17 protein-coding genes are annotated in these 17,555 nt (G+C 49.8%); 8 read left to right on the top strand and 9 right to left on the bottom strand.

Annotated elements, in window-relative coordinates; all coding sequences use genetic code 11:
* The first annotated feature begins 126 nt into the window (after positions 1–126).
* Positions 127–465: a phage holin family protein gene (locus tag BQ7400_RS07170; protein WP_072469954.1), complete on the top strand. Its 339-nt coding sequence runs from the start codon at positions 127–129 to the stop codon at positions 463–465.
* 49 nt (positions 466–514) lie between these two features.
* Here BQ7400_RS07170 and sdaAA read toward each other — a convergent pair whose 3' ends face one another.
* From sdaAA to BQ7400_RS07195, 5 genes are all read right to left on the bottom strand, one after another.
* The gene (sdaAA, locus tag BQ7400_RS07175; protein WP_072469955.1) at positions 515–1,402 is read right to left on the bottom strand and encodes an L-serine ammonia-lyase, iron-sulfur-dependent, subunit alpha; all 888 of its coding nucleotides are present in this window, start codon (positions 1,400–1,402) and stop codon (positions 515–517) included.
* 8 nt (positions 1,403–1,410) lie between these two features.
* Complete coding sequence (sdaAB, locus tag BQ7400_RS07180) at positions 1,411–2,076, bottom strand: L-serine ammonia-lyase, iron-sulfur-dependent subunit beta (RefSeq protein WP_072469956.1); 666 nt, start codon at positions 2,074–2,076, stop codon at positions 1,411–1,413.
* On the bottom strand, positions 2,077–3,423 hold the full coding sequence (locus BQ7400_RS07185; RefSeq protein ID WP_072469957.1) for an MATE family efflux transporter: 1,347 nt from the start codon (positions 3,421–3,423) through the stop codon (positions 2,077–2,079).
* Positions 3,424–3,567: 144 nt separating this feature from the next.
* Entirely contained in the window at positions 3,568–5,697 is a 2,130-nt protein-coding gene (locus tag BQ7400_RS07190; RefSeq protein WP_072469958.1) for an adenosylcobalamin-dependent ribonucleoside-diphosphate reductase, read from the bottom strand.
* Between the two features lie 133 nt (positions 5,698–5,830).
* Positions 5,831–6,421 (bottom strand): glycoside hydrolase family 73 protein, encoded by a 591-nt coding sequence (locus BQ7400_RS07195; protein ID WP_072469959.1) that lies wholly within the window; start codon positions 6,419–6,421, stop codon positions 5,831–5,833.
* 84 nt (positions 6,422–6,505) lie between these two features.
* On the opposite strand from BQ7400_RS07195, the gene pepF reads away from it, so the two are divergent.
* The 6 genes from pepF to BQ7400_RS07225 all read left to right on the top strand — a co-directional run bounded on the left by pepF (position 6,506) and on the right by BQ7400_RS07225 (position 13,274).
* Positions 6,506–8,275, top strand: a complete 1,770-nt coding sequence (gene pepF / locus BQ7400_RS07200) for an oligoendopeptidase F (RefSeq protein WP_072469960.1) — start codon at positions 6,506–6,508, stop codon at positions 8,273–8,275.
* Positions 8,275–9,165: an SDR family oxidoreductase gene (locus tag BQ7400_RS07205; protein ID WP_072469961.1), complete on the top strand. Its 891-nt coding sequence runs from the start codon at positions 8,275–8,277 to the stop codon at positions 9,163–9,165. Before pepF ends, BQ7400_RS07205 begins: the two co-directional genes overlap by 1 nt.
* Positions 9,162–10,469 carry a dicarboxylate/amino acid:cation symporter gene (locus BQ7400_RS07210; RefSeq protein WP_034440804.1) on the top strand — a complete coding sequence of 436 codons (1,308 nt, stop codon included), beginning with the start codon at positions 9,162–9,164 and terminating at the stop codon, positions 10,467–10,469. Before BQ7400_RS07205 ends, BQ7400_RS07210 begins: the two co-directional genes overlap by 4 nt.
* Before the next feature lie 15 nt (positions 10,470–10,484).
* Complete coding sequence (locus BQ7400_RS07215; protein WP_072469962.1) at positions 10,485–11,288, top strand: zinc dependent phospholipase C family protein; 804 nt, start codon at positions 10,485–10,487, stop codon at positions 11,286–11,288.
* Positions 11,285–12,508 (top strand): MFS transporter, encoded by a 1,224-nt coding sequence (locus tag BQ7400_RS07220; RefSeq protein WP_072469963.1) that lies wholly within the window; start codon positions 11,285–11,287, stop codon positions 12,506–12,508. Before BQ7400_RS07215 ends, BQ7400_RS07220 begins: the two co-directional genes overlap by 4 nt.
* Before the next feature lie 295 nt (positions 12,509–12,803).
* Positions 12,804–13,274, top strand: coding sequence for a methylglyoxal synthase (locus tag BQ7400_RS07225; protein ID WP_072469964.1), 471 nt, complete (start codon positions 12,804–12,806; stop codon positions 13,272–13,274).
* 40 nt (positions 13,275–13,314) lie between these two features.
* Here BQ7400_RS07225 and BQ7400_RS07230 read toward each other — a convergent pair whose 3' ends face one another.
* Both BQ7400_RS07230 and rlmH read right to left on the bottom strand, forming a co-directional pair.
* Positions 13,315–13,536: a CDIF630_02480 family spore surface protein gene (locus tag BQ7400_RS07230; protein ID WP_072469965.1), complete on the bottom strand. Its 222-nt coding sequence runs from the start codon at positions 13,534–13,536 to the stop codon at positions 13,315–13,317.
* Between the two features lie 40 nt (positions 13,537–13,576).
* Entirely contained in the window at positions 13,577–14,053 is a 477-nt protein-coding gene (rlmH, locus tag BQ7400_RS07235; protein ID WP_034439240.1) for a 23S rRNA (pseudouridine(1915)-N(3))-methyltransferase RlmH, read from the bottom strand.
* 97 nt (positions 14,054–14,150) lie between these two features.
* Between rlmH and BQ7400_RS07240 the strand changes: the two genes are divergently transcribed.
* Positions 14,151–15,227, top strand: coding sequence for a hypothetical protein (locus BQ7400_RS07240; protein ID WP_072469966.1), 1,077 nt, complete (start codon positions 14,151–14,153; stop codon positions 15,225–15,227).
* Here BQ7400_RS07240 and BQ7400_RS07245 read toward each other — a convergent pair.
* Positions 15,213–16,862: a hypothetical protein gene (locus BQ7400_RS07245; RefSeq protein ID WP_072469967.1), complete on the bottom strand. Its 1,650-nt coding sequence runs from the start codon at positions 16,860–16,862 to the stop codon at positions 15,213–15,215. The genes BQ7400_RS07240 and BQ7400_RS07245 overlap by 15 nt on opposite strands.
* Positions 16,855–17,550, bottom strand: coding sequence for an ABC transporter ATP-binding protein (locus BQ7400_RS07250; protein WP_034439248.1), 696 nt, complete (start codon positions 17,548–17,550; stop codon positions 16,855–16,857). Before BQ7400_RS07250 ends, BQ7400_RS07245 begins: the two co-directional genes overlap by 8 nt.
* Between the last annotated feature and the right edge of the window lie 5 nt (positions 17,551–17,555).

Consider the following 17,555-nt stretch of genomic DNA (forward strand, 5'->3'; position numbering starts at 1 on the left):
CTTTTTTCTTATATATAGTCATTATAACCAAATTTACCTGGTCTTTCAATAAGACAAGTAAATTGTTTAAAGGACATGCTTTTTGGGCATATATAGAATAGTTATTTGACAATTAAGGAGGTCAATATGATTTTAGATTTAATTATAAAGCTTATTGTGGCAGGTTTTGCCGTTTTGGTTTCTTCCTGGTTGACTCCGGGCATGAGTGTTGCCGGCTTTAAGACGGCCATCCTGGTGGCCCTGGTTATTGGGATTTTAGACTTTGCCCTGGGACGGTTTTTCGGAGAACAGGCTGCTCCTTCTGGCCGGGGAGCCAAGGGGTTTATCCTGGCTGCCTTGATTTTATTTATTGCCGGAAAGCTTGTAGAGGGTTTTTCCGTAGGTATCTTTGGGGCCTTAATTGGGGCCTTGATTATGGGCCTTGTGGATGGATTCTTGGGATCCAAGATTTTCCCCAAGGATTAACTTTTAAATAAGTAGAAAGACCGGGTTGGTTTTCCAACTCGGTCTTTTTTTAGTCTATATGGACGCCGTTTTTCTTGAAAAAATCCTTGCGGATTTGGCTGCCTGTCTTGGTGGCGGCCAGGCCTCCTGTTCCTGTTTCTCTCAGAGATTCCACCATGGCATCCCCTACTTCCTTCATGGCCTGGGCCACTTCTTCAAAGGGGACAACGGACTTGGCCCCAGCCAGGGCCATATCGGCACTGATCAAGGCATTCATAAGGCCACTGGCGTTGCGGAAGGTACAGGGATATTCCACCAGGCCGGCAATGGGGTCGCAAACCAGACCCAGGACATTGACCAGGGCAATGGATGCCGCCTGGAAGACCTGGTCCAGGTTTCCTTTTTTTAAATAAACCAAACAACCCGCTGCCATGGCTGCCGCTGATCCGCACTCTGCCTGGCAGCCTCCTTCGGCCCCGGCGAAGCTGGCATAGTAGCCGATGATTTGTCCAAGACCTACGCTGACTAAAAGTCCTTCCACCAGGTCCTCCCGGCTGGTTCCCTCCTTGGCCTTGATATACATCAGGGCCGCCGGCAGGATCCCAGCAGATCCAGCTGTAGGTGCTGCCACAATCCTCCCCATGGAGGAATTGGTTTCAAAGGTGGACAGGGCCATGGCCATGGCTTGGACCAGGTCCGACCCCACCAGGGAGTCTTGGTCCCTGTAGCCCATCATCTTGTAGGCAAAGCCGTTAATCATACCCAGGCCCAAGTCGGAAGGATGGTCCAGGTAGTTTTGGGTGGATTCTTCCATGACATCCAACATCCGGCCCAGTTCTTCCAGGATTTCCTTGGGGTCTGTTTCAAATTTTTCCACTTCGTCTCTTAGGACCATTTCCGGAAAGCTGATGCCTTCTTCTTGACAATACTTGATGATTTCACTTGTACTTGTTAACATACAACCTCCTAGTCCACAACATCCAGGTACTTGGCAAAGTTAAACAAATCGGATTGGAGGACTTGATTTTTTAAGTCTTCTCCAGCAGGGTGGGTCAATTCCACACTTAGGGTGACGGACTTTCCCCTTTTTTCTGTATCAATGTTTTCGATATTATAACCTGCATCGCTGATGTAACGAGAAACCCGGGCAATAACCCCCTTTTGCTCCTGGTATTGGAGGATAAAGGTGGGGAATTGGTTCCGGAAGGAAATTTTATTGCCATCCAGTTCAATAAGTTCAATATTCCCCCCACCAATGGAGGACCCCACCAGGTCAAAACTGTCTCCTTGGTCGTTGGACAGGATGATCTTGACAGAGTTGGGGTGGACATGGCCCAGGTCTCCCCTTTCAAAACGGTAGTCCAAGCCGGCCTGGTCTGCCAGGTCAAAGGCTTGGATAATCCGGCTGTCATCAGGTTTCACGCCTAAAATTCCCGCCAAGAGGGCCCGGTCTGTTCCATGACCCTTGTAAGTCATAAGAAAGGACCCGTGGAGGATGAAGACTGCCTTGCTAAAGTCAAAGGGGCAGAGGTTTCTGGCACTGTTGGCAATCCGACAGGCCCCGGCCGTATGGCTGGAGCTGGGGCCCACCATAATAGGGCCCATTACTTGAAAAATACTATATTCTTTCACTTATGCCTCCTGGTTTTCTTCCACAAGCCAATTCCCAAAAACAAAGTATAGACCCACCACCACAAAGGTCAGGGTCCAAGAAATGGGATAGGACAAGTAGACGGTTTTGATGGAATAGTATTGGGGCAGGACAAAAAAGACCCAAATCATTCTAAAGATACACATAAAGAGGATGGACACCAGCATGGGCACAACGGCATGGCCGGCTCCTCTTAAAATTCCCCCTAAAATTTCGCTGGCCCCGAAAATCACATAGGCCGGGGCTAGAAAGATAATGGAAAGCCGCCCATAGGCCACCACTTCCGGCGTGGGGTTAAAAAGACCGATTAGGGAGTTGCAAAAGACCAGGAGAAGGACGGACATAATCCCGCTGGCCAGGCAAACCATCCCCAGGCTGACCCAGGTCCCCTTCTTGAGGCGGTCGTAGCGGCCGGCGCCAATATTTTGCCCGGCAAAGGTCATAGCCGCCATGGATAGGGAGGCGATGATTAAAAAGACAAAGCCGTCAATCCGACTGGCTGCTGCCCCACCAGCTACGGCATTGGACCCAAAGCGGTTGATCATGGTTTGGATAATGACATTGGATAAATTGATAACCACTGTTTGGAGGCCTGCCGGAATCCCAATGGCCAAAATGGCATTGAGACTGTCCTTTTTTAGGCCGATGTTCTTATAGTTCAACCAAAAGGTGTCATTCCCATGGCGGAGGTTGAGCCAAACTAAGATGGCCGAAGCCACTTGGCCCAGGATGGTGGCAATCCCCGCCCCCATAACTCCCATGTGGAAATAGGCAATAAAGACCAGGTCCAGGACAATATTCACCACTGCCCCTACAATTAAATAGTAGAGGGGTCTGGTGGAATCCCCCATGGACCGTAAAACCCCTGACCCCATATTGTAGACCAAAAGGGGGACAATGCCGATGAAAAAGAGCCGCATATAGTCTACTGCGTCTTGGAAGATGTCTGCCGGCGTGGACATCCATTGTAAAAAGAGGGGGGTGAAGATGTAGGCTACAAGGGTTAAGACAAGGCCCCCGCCAATGGCCAGGGCAAAACTTGTTTCAATGGCTGAAGCCATCCTTAGGTAGTCCCTCCGGCCGTAATTTTGCGCCACCACCACACCGGCCCCCGTGGACAGACCCACAAACAAGCCGATAATCAGCTGGGTAATGGGGCCTGTTGCCCCAACAGCAGCCATGGCCACCTTACCAGCATAGCGACCCACAATTAAAAGGTCGGCGGTGTTATAAAGTTGTTGCAAGATGGATGTTAAGATCAAGGGGATGGCAAAAGCCACCAAGGCCTTGGCAATGGACCCCTCTGTCAATGAAACTTTTTTATGCACAAAATCACCCCTTCTCTTGATTTTTTCTGTCGTGTCTTCTTGCACTTCCTATACGTTTATACTAACACAAGCTAGGTCCAAGTAGGCAAAAATACTTAAAAAAGCTCCTTCTTTTTTTAAAGTCGGAGCTTTTTTCCTTTTCATTTAAATGGCACAGGGACTGTAGCCACAGTTTTGACATTCGGCACAGCCTCCGGAATGGGCCATGGTGCCGCCACACATGGGGCAGGTATCCGGGTCTTCAGTCAGCTGCTTGGCAATTTCCCGGTTCAGCTCTTCTTGGAGCTCATGGACCCTGTTTTTCTTGGAATCTTCTGTAATTAAAATTCCCGACCGGGCACAACCATCTCGGTAGATGGTTACTCCCTTTAAGCCCATTTCCCAGGCATACATATAGAGGTCTTCCACTTCTTCCACGGTAAATTCCTTGGGAACATTGACGGTGGAGGAAATAGAGGCATCAATAAATTGTTGCCAGGTGGATTGAACCCTGATTCTTTCCTTGTAGTTTAGGTTGCTGGTGGTAATGACATAGTCGGGTAAGTCTTCTTCCGAGGTCAGTCCTTGGGCCTCCATCAGGTCCTTGATGATTTGGGTGTAGACGGTGTAGTAGGTGTCTTCATTGTGGAGGGACTCAGACTTGCGGGTATAGGAAATTTGGAAGATGGGTTCCACCCCATTGCTGCAACCCAAGAGGGTTGAAATGGTTCCTGTTGGGGCAATGGTCAAGACTTGGGAGTTTCTCAAGCCGTATTCTTTAATGAGGTCTAAAACATCTGCATCGGCATTGGTCTTTAGGAAGGGACTTTCCAGGACCTTTTCCTTCCGGTACCTGGGGAAGGGTCCTTGGTCCTTGGCCAAAAGAGCCGATTGCCGTAAGGCTTCGTTCACCAGGACGCGACCAATTTGGTTGATGAGGTTGAGAGATTCATCAGACCCGTAGGCCAGGCCCATCTTGATGAACATATCGGCAACCCCCATAATTCCAAGACCAATTTGTCTCAGGTCTCTGGAAAGGTCTCTTTGCTCTTCTAGGGGATGGAGGTTCATGTTTTCGTCCAAGACATCGTTGAGGTAAACCACCCCGTCCCGGACCAATTGACCAAAGGCTTCAAATTGGAAGCGGGCATATTTTGTAAAGGGTTGGGCTACAAATTCACTTAAGTTGATGGAAGAAAGGTTGCAGGACCCAAAGGCTGGCAGGGGTTCTTCCGCACAGGGGTTGACTCCGGCATATTCAAAAGTATCGTCTTCACTTAAGAGGTGCCAGGAGTTGATCCGGTCTTGGTAGAGGATGCCGGGTTCGGCCATGTTCCAGTTGTTCCGGGCCAGGATGGTAAACATCTCCCGGGCATTGACCTTTTTACGGATTTTTTCTCCTGTGGATTCCACGTCAAAGCGAAGGGTGTAGTCCTGGTCTTTTTTTACGGCCTCCATAAAGTCGTCATAGACATTGACGGAAATATTGGCACTGGTGACCTTGTCCAGGTCATTTTTCACGTCGATAAATTCCAAAATATCCGGATGGTAGCAGTCCATGTTCAGCATCAAGGCCCCCCGGCGACCCCGCATGCCAATTAGGCCTGTGGTGAGGCTGTAGAGGTCCATAAAACTCACCGCTCCTGTAGTGGAGGAAGCTGCATTGTTGACCTTGGCCCCCTTGGGGCGCAGCTTGGACAGGGTTAGGCCAACCCCGCCTCCGTAAGAATAGGTCCGGGCCATCCACTTGGCCGTATCAAAAATCGCTTCAATATTGTCTTCCACCTTGGGCATGACATAGCAGTTGGACAGGGTGACCTTCTTGCCTTCCTTGTCCAGACCCCGACCAGCCAAGATCCGCCCTGCCGGCATAAATTTCTTGTCCTTAATGGCCTTTTCAATGGCTTCATTGCCTCCGGAAACCCGGCTTAAAAAGCCCTCGAAACTTTCTCCCCCATGGCGGTATTTTTTCTCATAAATATCCCTTTGGAGGTCGTTCATGGCCCAGCCTTGTTCTCTCAGGCGGGTTCTTTCTTCCCGGTAAAGGATGTATTTTTTGGCTACATCGGGTCTTAGCTGCATGAGGTGGAGTTCTACGGCATCTTGGATTTCTTCAATTCCCACCTGGTTCAGGTTTTTAGCCTCAAAATCTCGGGTAACCTTGTCTGCCACTTCCTTGGCACAGGCCTCGTCCAGGCCTTGGTCCGTTTCCCCCATGGCCTTTTCAATGGCCAGGGCAATTTTTTGGCCATCATAGTCTACAATCCGGCCATTGCGTTTTTCAACTTTTAGCATGATTTTTCTCTCTTTCTTGGCTTCATTTATCTAAGAATTATTCCTATTATCCACTATATCTAGTGGCCGGAATTTATTTCAGTCAAGATTTAGTATATCATGCAGTGGCTTTTCGGACAAGATATTCTTGTCCTTATTTTGAATCTTTTATTCCCTGGTCGTAGACTTCCAAGTTATATTGCTTGATTAAGTCCACCAACCTTTGGCCATAGCCAGGATCGGTAGAATAGCCCGAGGGGTGGAGCTTGTGACAGGCTTCTTGGGCACTCTTGGCCTCTCGCACAGGCTGGTAGCGCTGGGCCTGGCTTAAAAGACGGCCATAGTGCTTAAAGGAATCCACCGGGCTCTTGTAGGATTCAAAATTGTCCTGAATGGTGACCCTTTGACCATTTTCCACTTCCTCTGTGGCATAAGAAACCCCCTGGCCCTTCTTGGCCTTGATACCGAAAAAATTTTTATTGACCTGGGCCAGGTCAGATTGGCCGAAGTTGCTTTCCAGGGCTGCCTGGGCCAGGATGACGCTGGGGTAAAGATGGTATTTTTTACCAATTTTCTGGGCCAAGGGGGCGTATTCTTGGAAAAATTCTTGCCGGCTAGTGACCCTTTGGGGCTGGTAGCGGATGTTATTGACGAAAAAAAATAAAACTTGGATAAAGAGCCAGAGGAAAAAAATTCCTAAAATTAAGACCAAACAGCCCCAAGTCAGGGGCTTTTTTTTCTTCATAAGTCAACTCCTTAAAATTCTCTATGTTATAATTATATTATTGGATATAAAATGAAAAGTAAACTGTTTTGAAAGGAAGATTTTATGTTAAGAAAAGATGTAGCCCTGGACCAAACCTGGGACTTAACTGCCTTATATAAAGATAGCCAAGAGGCCTTAAAGGCCCTGGACGACCTCCGGGCCCTGGTTGAAAAGCTCTCCTCTTGCAAGATGGACCAAGAGGAAGAAATTTTACCCTACACCAGGGATTATGAAAAGGCCATGGTCCTTTTTGACCACCTGGCCAACTATGAAGAACTCATTGTCTCCACAGACTTTTCCGACCAGGCCATGACCAGTCTGTCTCAAAAAATCCACGACGGCCTGGTGGCTGTCCAGGAAGACCTGGCCCCAGTAGAGGGTCGCTACTACAAGTTGGAGGATAGGGTCTTGGAAGACTTTAGCCAAGACCCCGTCTATGGGGCCTTTTTTAAACGGATCCTCCGGGACAAGCCCCACTATTTGGGTCAAAAAACCGAGGCCCTTTTAAAGTCTTTAAGTCCTGCCCTGGACCTACCCTACAGCCTTTACCAAGAAGCCAAGTTCAAGGACCTGACCTTCCCCGACTTCCAAGTCGACGGAAAAACCTATCCCTTGAGCTTTATCCTTTATGAAGACCAATACGCCTATGACCCCGACATCCAGGTTCGGAGAAAGAGCTACCAGGCCTTTTCCCAAGCCCTGGAAAAATATGAAAACACCATGGCTGCAGGTTTTATTGCCATGGTCAAAAGAGACCTGGCCCTGGCCAAGGCCCGGTCCTATCCTTCGGTTTTTGACTACATGCTCCGGAGCCACGAAATTAGCCGGGAAATGTTTGACAACCACCTGGACACCATGATGGAAAAATTGGCCCCCATTATGCGGACCTATGCTGGTATCTTAAAAGACCGCTATGGCCTGGACACCATGACCTATGCCGACTTAAAATTGTCTCCCAACCCCCAAGCCGGGAAAAAATATTCCATGGAAGAGGCCAAGGACTTGATCCTAAAGGCCTTTGCCCCCTATGGCAAGGACTATGTGGACTCCATTGCCAAGGCCTTTAGCGACCGTTGGCTTGACTATGCCGACAACGACTTTAAGTCCACCGGAGGTTTCTGCGCCAGTCCCTACCGCTGTCATTCCTACATTCTTATGACCTTCCGGGGCCTCTTGTCCGATGTCTTTACCCTGGCCCATGAACTGGGTCACGCTGGCCACTTTAAACGGGCCGGAGCCAAGCAAAGCATCCTGACGGTGGAACCCTCCCTCTACTTTGTGGAATCCCCTTCCACCACCAGTGAGCTCCTCTTAAAGGAATACCTATTAAAAGAAGCCAAGACCCCAGACGACCGCCGGGAAATCATTGGCGAATCCTTGGCCAACACCTACTACCACAACTTTGTCACCCACTTCCTGGAAGCCTACTTCCAAAGAGAAGTCTACCGAAAAGTGGAAGCTGGAGACCATGTCCAAGGCCAAGACCTCCGGAAGATTTTCTTGGAAACTTTACAAAAATTCTGGGGCGACTCCGTAGACCTACCAGATTCTGCTGGTCTAACCTGGATGCGGCAACCCCACTATTATGAGGCCAGTGGTTTTTATTCCTACACCTATTCTGCCGGTTTAAACCTGGGAACCCTCCTGGGTCGGCTCTTAGTCGATGACCCCTCCACCACCCAAAAGTGGTTGGAGGTATTAGACATGGGCGGCAGCAAGTCCCCCATTGACTTTGCCCAACATGTGGGTCTGGACATCCGCACCAGCCAGGCCCTGGAAAAGACCATCTCCATCATCGGAGACATGGTCCAAGAATTAAAGGAGGAAAAATAATGCACGAATCCATTCTCTTAGAGGGCGACCTCTTTAAGGGCCAAGAAACTATTTGGGTCCTAGGAGCCAAGGGCCGGATTGGCCGCAGCATTACCCGAAAACTCACCGATGGCAGCCGGCGGATTGTCACCACAGACCATGCCTCTGTGGACATAAAAAACCTGGAAGACATCCTAGTCTTTACCGAAAGGAACCTCCCCACCGTCATTATCAACTGTGCCGGCATGTCCAGCGCCACGGCCTGTGAAGAAAACCCCGACGAGGCCTTCCGGGTCAATGCCCTGGGAGCCAAAAACCTGGCCATTGCCGCCAACCACTATGGGGCCCGCTTGATCCATATTTCCACCGACGACGTCTTTAATGGTAAGGATGATACCCCGGTGAATGAACTGGTGGAACCCAAGCCCATTACCATCTATGGAAAAAGCAAGCACCAGGGAGAAAAATTCATCCAAGAATTTAGCCAAAAATACTTCATCGTTCGGTCCTCCTGGGTCTACGACCTAAGGACCATTGCCAAAATCGAACAGGGCTTGAAAAACCACTCCCTGACCATTACCCGGAACCAAATCGCCAGCCCCACCTCCAGGGAACTTTTAGCCGACTTTATCCTGGGTCTGGTAGACTCCTATGACTACGGCATCTACCACTTTGTCACCCAGGGGTCTACAGACCGGAAGGGCTTTATTGCAGAAATTGCCAAGCTCCTCAACTTGGAAGACCACTACGAAAAAAGTGACTTCCACCACCAAACCTCCCTCCATCCCAAGTATGCCCTCATGGATCCCTTTATGCTCAGGATGAAGGACTACAAGTCCCTGCCCACCTGGCAGGAAGACTTGAAAAACTACCTTGAAAACTACTATCTAGCCGGGAGGTCAAACCAATGAAAGAAAAAAAACTCTCCCTTACCAGTCAAATCTTTATCGGCCTCTTGTCCGGTCTAGTCCTGGGGGTCCTGGTCCACTACTTTCTACCGGCTGGTCCCTTTAAGGACCGCTTCCTCATTAACGGCCTCTTCCAACTCTTTGGCACAGGCTTTATGCGACTGATGCAAATGCTGGTGGTCCCCCTGGTCTTTTTCTCCATTGTCACAGGAGCCATGAGTATCGGGGACACCAAGCGCCTGGGCAAGGTAGGTCTAAAGACCCTGGCCTTTTACATTGTCACTACGGCCCTGGCCATTATCATTGCCCTGAGTTTTTCCCAACTAACCAACCCCGGCATAGGCCTAAACCTGTCTGAAGTCAAAACCGCCCAAACAGAAATTGCCAAAAGCGCCGCCACGGGCATCGACATGGTCCTGGACATCATCCCCAAAAACCCCATTGAGTCCTTAACCAGCGGAAATATGTTGCAAATCATCTTTTTTGCCCTCTTCTTGGGCATCATCCTGGCCTCTTTGGGTAACCACGTTCCCGTCATCACCCGCTTTATGAACGAGGCCAACGAAGTCATGATGACCATGACCTTTAACGTCATGAAGGCGGCCCCTGTAGGAGTCTTTGCCCTCATTGCCAAAACTTTTTCCGACATTGGCTTTGACGGCTTCCTCCCCATGGTCAAGTACATGCTCACCGTCAGTGGTGGCCTGGCCATCCAGTTGGTTGCCGTCTATGGTCTCCTTCTCTTTATCTTTACCCGGACCAACCCCTTTACTTTTTTCAAACGCTTCTCCCCGGTTTTGGGCTTTGCCTTTTCCACAGCCTCCAGTGGGGCTACGGTTCCTGTCAACATCCAAACCCTGGAAGACATGGGAGTTTCTAAAAAAATCTCCTCCTTCACCATCCCCCTGGGGGCCACCATCAACATGGACGGTACTGCCATCATGCAAGGGGTAGCTGTAATCTTCGTGGCCCAGGCCTTTGGCATCCACTTGGAATTAAGTGACTTTCTCACTGTCATCGGCACCGCCACCATGGCCTCTATTGGCACCGCTGCCGTTCCCGGTGTGGGCTTGATTACCCTGGCCATGGTCTTTAACTCCGTGGGCCTTCCCGTGGAAGGCATCGGCCTTATTATGGGGATCGACCGGGTCCTGGACATGGCTCGGACAGCTGTAAACTGCTCAGGAGATGCCGTTGTCACTACCATTGTTGCCCACCAAGAAGGTCTCTTTAACAAGGCCTCCCTCTACAAGGCCAAGTCTGTCGATGAAGAAGACTATAGCAACCTGGACGATGTAGAAATTTAAGAAAGGAAGTAAACCATGGCCAGCTTTGTCAGCCACTACTTTTTGGCAAAAGAAATCCAAGACAAGTTCAGCCCAAGGCTCAAAGCCCTGGTGGCAGGACAAGAAGACCTCTACCTTTTAGGCAACCAGGGCCCCGACCTCTTCTTTTTTCAAATCTCCAAGCAGGTGAAAAAAGAAAAAAACCTAGGGACCCTCCTCCACGACCGGCCCTTTCGTAGCCTCCTGGAAGACCTGAAAAAAATCCAGCCCCACCTGGCCCAAAAGCCCGGGGCCCTGGCCTATTTTTTAGGCCTCTGCAACCATTTTTTTGTAGACGCCTCCATCCACCCCACCGTCAATGCCCTGGCCCGGCCAGACTTTGACCACATTTCCATTGAGGGGGAATTGGACCGCTACTTTATTGAAAAAAATGGCCGGGACCTAAATGGCTTCCAGCAAAGTAAACTCTTTGCCCCCTCCTATGACCTAAGGGCCATTTGGACCATCTACCAGGGCTTTGGCGCCACCCTATCTGATATTCAAAAATCTCTTCGGGACCTCAAGCTGGTGAAAAAAATCTTCCAGCCCCGGGGACCCTGGCAGGAAAAAATCCTCCTGGGACTTTTAAGGTTGGTTAAGATGGACAAGGCCTTTGGCAACCAACTGGTGCCCCAGGTCACCAACCCCAAGGCAGAAAAAACCAACCAAGCCCTTATGGCCATCCTGGATTCCTGCCCCCAAGAAGCTGCAAAATTTACAGAAAGTATCTATCTCTGGTTGACAGAAGATAGCCCCCTACCGGACCTGGTAGACCTGGACTTTAACGGGAGAAAACAATGAAATATACAAAACTCGAACGCAATTTTATCTTTTACGACGTTGGAAATTCGGCCTACATCCTCATTGCCACCACTATAATCCCCATCTTCTTCAACCTCCTGGCCAAGGAAGACCTGGCCCCGGCCACCTACCTGGCCTATTGGGGCTATGCCGTTACCTTTTCCACCCTGGTTACCGCCATCCTGGGTCCCATCCTGGGAGCCTATGCCGACGTTCATGGTAAGAGAAAGGCCTTTTTTACCCTCTTCTTCCTCTTGGGCTTTATGGGCTGCCTCCTCCAGCCCCTACCAACCACCTGGTTGGCCTTCCTTATCCTCTACATCCTATCCAAGGTGGGCTTTAACGGGTCCTTGATTTTTTATGACAGCATGATGAAAGACATCACCAGCGACGACCGGATGGACCTGGTGTCCTCTGCTGGCTACGCCTGGGGCTATGTAGGATCCTGCCTGCCCTTTATCCTCTGCCTGGCCCTCTTGCTCTTCCATGAAATAATCGACCTGACCATCCGACCAGCTTCCATTTTAATCTTTGCCATCATTGCCCTTTGGTGGCTGGCCTTTACCCTGCCCCTTTTAAAAAGCTACCGGCAAGGTCCCCGGGAAGAAAATTCCCTGGCCCGGCAATCTTTAAAGGAAAGTCTTAAGGCCATTAAAAAAGACAAGAGGCTCTTCTTCTTCCTCCTATCCTTCCTCTTTTACATTGATGGGGTCTACACCATTATCAACATGGCCACAGCCTACGGGTCCTCCCTGGGCCTGGACCAAAATGGCCTCATCCTGGCCCTCTTGATGACCCAGTTTGTGGCCTTCCCCTGTGCCATCTTCTTTGGCCGCCTGTCCAAAAAAGTCGACTCGGCCAAACTTTTAATGGTTACCATCCTGGCCTATACCTGCATCGCCATCTTTGCCGTCTTCCTAAAGACCCTGACCCACTTTTGGATCCTGGCCGCCCTGGTAGGTATGTTCCAAGGAGCCATCCAGGCCCTGTCCCGGTCCTACTTTGCCAAACTCATTCCCCAGGAAAAATCCTCCCAATACTTTGGCATCTACGACATCTTCGGCAAGGGAGCCTCCATGTTTGGAACCTTTGTGGTGTCCCTTATTAGCCAGATTACCGGCAACCAAAACCAGGCCCTCTTGGTCCTGGTGGTCTTCTTCATCTTAGGCTTAATCTTCTTTTACAAGTCCGCCTTCCATAAAGAAAAAACCGTCTCCTAGAGGCGGTTTTTCCTTTAACAAAGACTGGTTCCAGCTCTATTTTCCCATAAAAAAACCACCCCTGGGGGGTGGTTAAAATTGAAGAGACCCGGTTATATGTAGAACAACCGTTGAGTAAGTAAGAAAGAAAGAAATAAACCAGCTAAGGAGTTTTTTTGTCCCTTCAATTTGTAATTAGAATAGCATACAGGCCGATTTCTGTCAAGAGAAAATTTGATTCTTTCAAAAAAATTTTATTTGTCCTTTTCCTGTGTCAACGGGGCAAATAAGGGTATCTAGTCCATGGAGGTGGATTATGCTACATAAAAAAATTAGAATCCCAGAAAACAAGACCATTGCCCTGGTGGCCCATGACCACAGGAAGGACGACCTCTTAAAGTGGGTCAGCAAAAACAAGGACCTCTTAAAGGCCCACACCCTTTTAGGCACCGGCAACACCGCCGGCCTCCTAAGTGAACGAACCGGCCTCCGGATCCAACCCTTGATTTCCGGCCCCCTGGGTGGAGACCAGCAAATCGGCGCCATGATTTCAGAAGGGAAAATCGACATCCTGATCTTCTTCTGGGACCCCCTAGAAGCCATGCCCCATGACCCCGACGTCAAGGCCCTCTTTCGGATCTCCACCCTCTACAACATCGCCCTGGCCACCTGTCCCACCACAGCCGACTACCTGCTTTCTTCCCCCCTCTACCAATCTTCCTATGAGGTGGAAATTGTCGATAACGGCCAAACCCTCTACAAGGACTGTCAGGATCTTAACCTATAGACCAACCATCTAAAAAAGACTCCCCAGGGAGTCTTTTTCCTTACATTTGGTTTTCTTGGTTCCACTCCATGGCTTCTTCCACGGCTCTTTCTGTGGGTTTTTCTACGCCGGTTTCGGGGTCCTTGCCTTGAACCTTACTATAGAGGTCGCTGGCAGGGGTGGTTTGGTGGTCCTTGGAATTTTCTTGGGCCAGGTGGGCCTTCATTTCTTTGGCCTTGGCTGTGGAAATATTTTTGACGTCTTTCATGTTTTCTTCTTTCATTTTATCCTCCTTGTCTCCTTTCTATTTTACCATTGAAAACTTATTTATGGTAGGGGTGGCCTTCCTTGATCCGGTAGGCCCGGTAGACTTGTTCCAAAACCATGACCCGGACCATTTGGTGGGGAAAGGTCAGGGGGGAAAAGCTCCACTTCCACTGGCTCCGGTCCAGGACTTCTTGGCTCAGCCCCAGGCTCCCACCAATAACCAGACAGAGGTCGCCTCTTTCCATTTCCCACTGGGCCAATTTTTTAGCCAGCTGGGGGGAGTCCACTTCCTGACCCTGGATGGCCAGGCTCACCACTTGGTCTGTCTCCTTGATATGGCTTAGGATTCCCCGACCCTCCCGGTCCAGGATTTGGTCTCTTTCATGGTCTGTTAAATTTTCCGGGGCCTTTTCTTCCCGGCACTCAAGGATTTCCAACTTGCAATAGGCCCCCAGGCGTTTTTGGTATTCATCCACGGCGGCCTTCCAATATTTTTCCTTGAGTTTGCCTACGCTAATTAACTTGATTTTCATTTTGTCACCTACTCTTACCTTTTATATATATCCCGGAGAAAAGATTTTTACACAAGTTTACAAAGATTTGCTACAATAGTCTAAAGGAGTGAGGATTATGGATATTTTTATTGTAGGAGCAGATAGTTACGCTGGCCTGGCCCTGGCCAGGGAATTTTCCAAGGACGCCAAGGTCATTGGCCTGGGTCTGGATAGGATTCCCCACAGCTCCACCTGTTTTTCTTCCCGGATGCTTTTGGCCAAGGAAGACGGCCTGGCCTACCAGCAAATTAAATCTCTAGCCGGCCTGAGACAGGGGCGGCCTCTTTTGCTCTTTACCCACCATCCTCGAAACGACTTTTTCCTGGACCAGGCTCATGACTTGGCAGCCTATGCCCAAATGCCCCTGGCCCATGACCAAAGGATCCCCCACTCCAGCATCATCAAGTATCTTTGCGAAAAATACGACTTTGCCCTGCCAAAAATTTATGAGGACCCGGACCAGGCTCCCGACTTCCCCCTGATTTCCCTGGCCCAAAACCGCCTTTACTCTTCCAGGGACCAGGTCTCTCCAGAAGACCCCGGCCCCTTTAAGGAATATGTCAAGGGTCCTTCCAAGACCATGCGGCAATTCATCGCCTTTTTCTCCGACCAAGGGGACCTAATTTTTTACGCCTCGGCCCGGGCCTTTGCCCAATACCCCCTCTATATTGGCAGTCCCAGTATTTTACAAACCAAGTCCTCCCTCTTGGATGCAGCCCTCCTGTCCATGGCCAAGGAGGTCCAATGGCGGGGATTTTTATCCATCCTGACCAAGGAAGACCCCTATACAAAAAAACAATACATCCTGTCCATTAAAAACCGTCCCGACAACTTTACCTTCCTCTGGCAAAGGGCCGGTCTCCCCCTGGGCAAGGCCCTTTTGGGTCTGGACCTGAAAAAACACAAGGCCCTGCCTGGCCAATGGGGCCGGCTAGGGCAAGAATCCTACCTGGCCCTGGCCCAACACATCCGGCGAGGATCCTTTTTGGACCTGCCCCTATCGGCCTATGTCCCCTTGAGGTCCTTCGGTCCCCTTTGGACCCTCCAGGACCCCGGCGTGGCCATTACCTATTGTTCCGACACATTAGAAAAGGCCTACCAAGCCTTTCGGACCTGGCGGGCCTTGCGATCTAAAAAATCATCCATGTCTTAATTTGAAATTTTTCGGTGCCAAACGAAGGACAGCAAAATATCCTAGCAAAGTAAAGAGGACAAAAAAGGCCGCCAGGCCCAGGTAAAAGGGCAGGGGGTTGTCCATATTTAAAAAGACACTCATAGACTGGTAGGAGAAGAAGACGATTACCACTTGTAGAAAATTATAGAGGGGACTTTTTACCTTCATATCCACCGTAAAGGGCTGGATCAAATAGTACATGTAGAGGTAGTAAAGGCTGAAAAAGAGCATCAGCAGGGTTTCCCAAGCCAATAAAACCACCAGGGTCTTGACCTGGATTTGAGGAAAAATGACCTTGAGGCCCAGGGTAAAGAGGTAGACCAGACCAATGAGGGGGAGGTTCATCTTCAGGACCTTTTTCAACCGGACCTTGAGGGAGTAGACCACCAACCTAGGTGACCGGTAGAGGGGGTCCCCCATCAGGGTCCGGTCCAAGTGGTAAAAGGACAGCTTGGTCAAGGACTCCGATACATAAATTAGGGAAGACATGTAAATAATCACAGCCGGCAAGATTTTTAGCAGACCATCGTTTAAGTCCAGGTGGTCTTTTTTCATGGCCTGCAAAATTTCCGTCTTAAAGAAAAAACTCAGGCCCAAAAGAACCAGGGCGGCCAGGCCCAGAATGATAAAGCGGACCCGGACCATCTTGAAAAATCGACGAGACAAGCGGTGGTAAAAGATCTCGTTGATATAGGCCACTCCATGGAACTGGTCAAACTTCTTGTCCCGACTCAAGTCCAAGTCCTTGTCATCCAGCTCCATCATAATTTTTGCTGCATCTATCTCTACATCGTTTTTGGCCATCTTGGCATTGAGTGCCCTTTGGCTTACCCTATAGAGCAAGTCTCCCCGGTAGGTCATCTTATAGGCTAAAAAGCAAAGTCCTAGGCCCACCAGGCCGGCTGGCCAAGTAAGGATATAGGCTACCAGGTTCAAGCCCGTCAACCAGTGAATCAAAATCAAGAGTCCCAGGGTCAAAAAGCTCCCGCCCAAGAACCAGGCAAAGATGGCGCTGGACCGTTTAGACAGGTCCATGGACTCCCTCTTGGCCACATCTTTTAAAAATAGGTAGCGGACCAGGCCCCGGACTCCTTCCAAGGCCAGGCCAAAGGGCAGGGCCCCCCAGGGGCTTAGGCCCATCAGCTTAAGACTGATGGCCAGGGCCAGGATATAAAAAAGTGGATCCGGCAGGTCCAGGAAAAAAAGACTTTGATAGTATTTCTTAGGATCCAGGCCGTAAATTTTAATACACAGGGCTGCCTCTTGGGAGGGCTCATAGACATCAACATTGGCCATAAAAGACCCCAAGACAAAACTGCAGGCAAAAAGGACCATAACCTGAGTGGTGGAAAGGTCCAGGCCAATGAGCCCTGTAGCCTGGTGGATACCATAGCCTACAAGGCCAATAAAGCCAAAGTAGAGGACACTTTGAAAGACCTGGCTCCAGATAAATTGGATTCCTCCGAAAAAGGCCATAAGGCCCTTAAAGCCCCGGGCTTGGAAGGCCTTGTCCGACACTAATCGACCCAGGAGGGGGATTTTTTGTAGGGCGGCAATAAACTTGTTGTAGCGCATGGTCAGGCGGAGTTGGATGAGGGGTAAAAAATTAGGCATCTTCTTTCTCCCTTAGGGCTTGGAGGATGTAGGCGTCAAAGTCCTCTTGGCCCATGTCTTCCACCCCTTTGAGCCTGCCGTTGTGGAGGAGGACAATTTCATCACAGAGGTTTTTGGCCAGGTCCATCATGTGGGTGGACAGGATGATGATGTGGTCCTTTTGCATGGTCCGTAAAATAGTCTTAATCATCTCACTCATGACGACATCCAGGCTGGTTAGGGGTTCGTCCAGTAGCATAATGGGTGGGGCGGCAATTAAGAGGGTCAGCATGGACAACTTGGTCTTCATGCCGTGGGAATAGGTCTTGATGAGTTTGTGCCGGTCCTCCTGGCTGAATTCCATTTGGTCCAAAAAGGGCTCGGGGTCCATGCTTTCCTTGCCCCGGTGGATGTCCAGGTAAAACTTGATAAACTCATAGCCGGTTAAAAAGTCCGGCAGGATGTTTTCTGAATAGACCAGGCCTATATCCCCTTCTTGGACTGGCCGTCTTTGGCCCCCTTCTTCAATGTAAAAACTCCCGGAATCAAAGGGCAGCTCCCCATTTAAAATTTGGAAGAGGGTGGTTTTTCCGGCGCCGTTTCGGCCCAAAAGGCCAATGATATGGCCAGATTCAAAGGTCATGTCGGCCCCCTTGAGGACCTGGTGCTTTTTAAAGGACTTGTGAATGTCTTCTAGGATAAATCTCATCTTGC

Origin of the sequence: Urinicoccus massiliensis, assembly GCF_900120405.1 — a bacterium.
GTDB lineage: Bacteria > Bacillota > Clostridia > Tissierellales > Peptoniphilaceae > Urinicoccus > Urinicoccus massiliensis.

Bases quoted from the DNA above. Each gene is read 5' to 3' on its own strand.
- BQ7400_RS07205 (WP_072469961.1), top strand. From the start codon at position 8,275: ATGCACGAATCCATTCTCTTAGAGGGCGACCTCTTTAAGGGCCAAGAA.
- BQ7400_RS07245 (WP_072469967.1), bottom strand. From the start codon at position 16,862: ATGCCTAATTTTTTACCCCTCATCCAACTCCGCCTGACCATGCGCTAC.
- BQ7400_RS07225 (WP_072469964.1), top strand. From the start codon at position 12,804: ATGCTACATAAAAAAATTAGAATCCCAGAAAACAAGACCATTGCCCTG.
- BQ7400_RS07170 (WP_072469954.1), top strand. From the start codon at position 127: ATGATTTTAGATTTAATTATAAAGCTTATTGTGGCAGGTTTTGCCGTT.
- sdaAA (WP_072469955.1), bottom strand. From the start codon at position 1,402: ATGTTAACAAGTACAAGTGAAATCATCAAGTATTGTCAAGAAGAAGGC.
- rlmH (WP_034439240.1), bottom strand. From the start codon at position 14,053: ATGAAAATCAAGTTAATTAGCGTAGGCAAACTCAAGGAAAAATATTGG.
- BQ7400_RS07210 (WP_034440804.1), top strand. From the start codon at position 9,162: ATGAAAGAAAAAAAACTCTCCCTTACCAGTCAAATCTTTATCGGCCTC.
- BQ7400_RS07195 (WP_072469959.1), bottom strand. From the start codon at position 6,421: ATGAAGAAAAAAAAGCCCCTGACTTGGGGCTGTTTGGTCTTAATTTTA.
- BQ7400_RS07220 (WP_072469963.1), top strand. From the start codon at position 11,285: ATGAAATATACAAAACTCGAACGCAATTTTATCTTTTACGACGTTGGA.
- BQ7400_RS07240 (WP_072469966.1), top strand. From the start codon at position 14,151: ATGGATATTTTTATTGTAGGAGCAGATAGTTACGCTGGCCTGGCCCTG.
- BQ7400_RS07190 (WP_072469958.1), bottom strand. From the start codon at position 5,697: ATGCTAAAAGTTGAAAAACGCAATGGCCGGATTGTAGACTATGATGGC.
- BQ7400_RS07230 (WP_072469965.1), bottom strand. From the start codon at position 13,536: ATGAAAGAAGAAAACATGAAAGACGTCAAAAATATTTCCACAGCCAAG.
- BQ7400_RS07215 (WP_072469962.1), top strand. From the start codon at position 10,485: ATGGCCAGCTTTGTCAGCCACTACTTTTTGGCAAAAGAAATCCAAGAC.
- pepF (WP_072469960.1), top strand. From the start codon at position 6,506: ATGTTAAGAAAAGATGTAGCCCTGGACCAAACCTGGGACTTAACTGCC.
- BQ7400_RS07250 (WP_034439248.1), bottom strand. From the start codon at position 17,550: ATGAGATTTATCCTAGAAGACATTCACAAGTCCTTTAAAAAGCACCAG.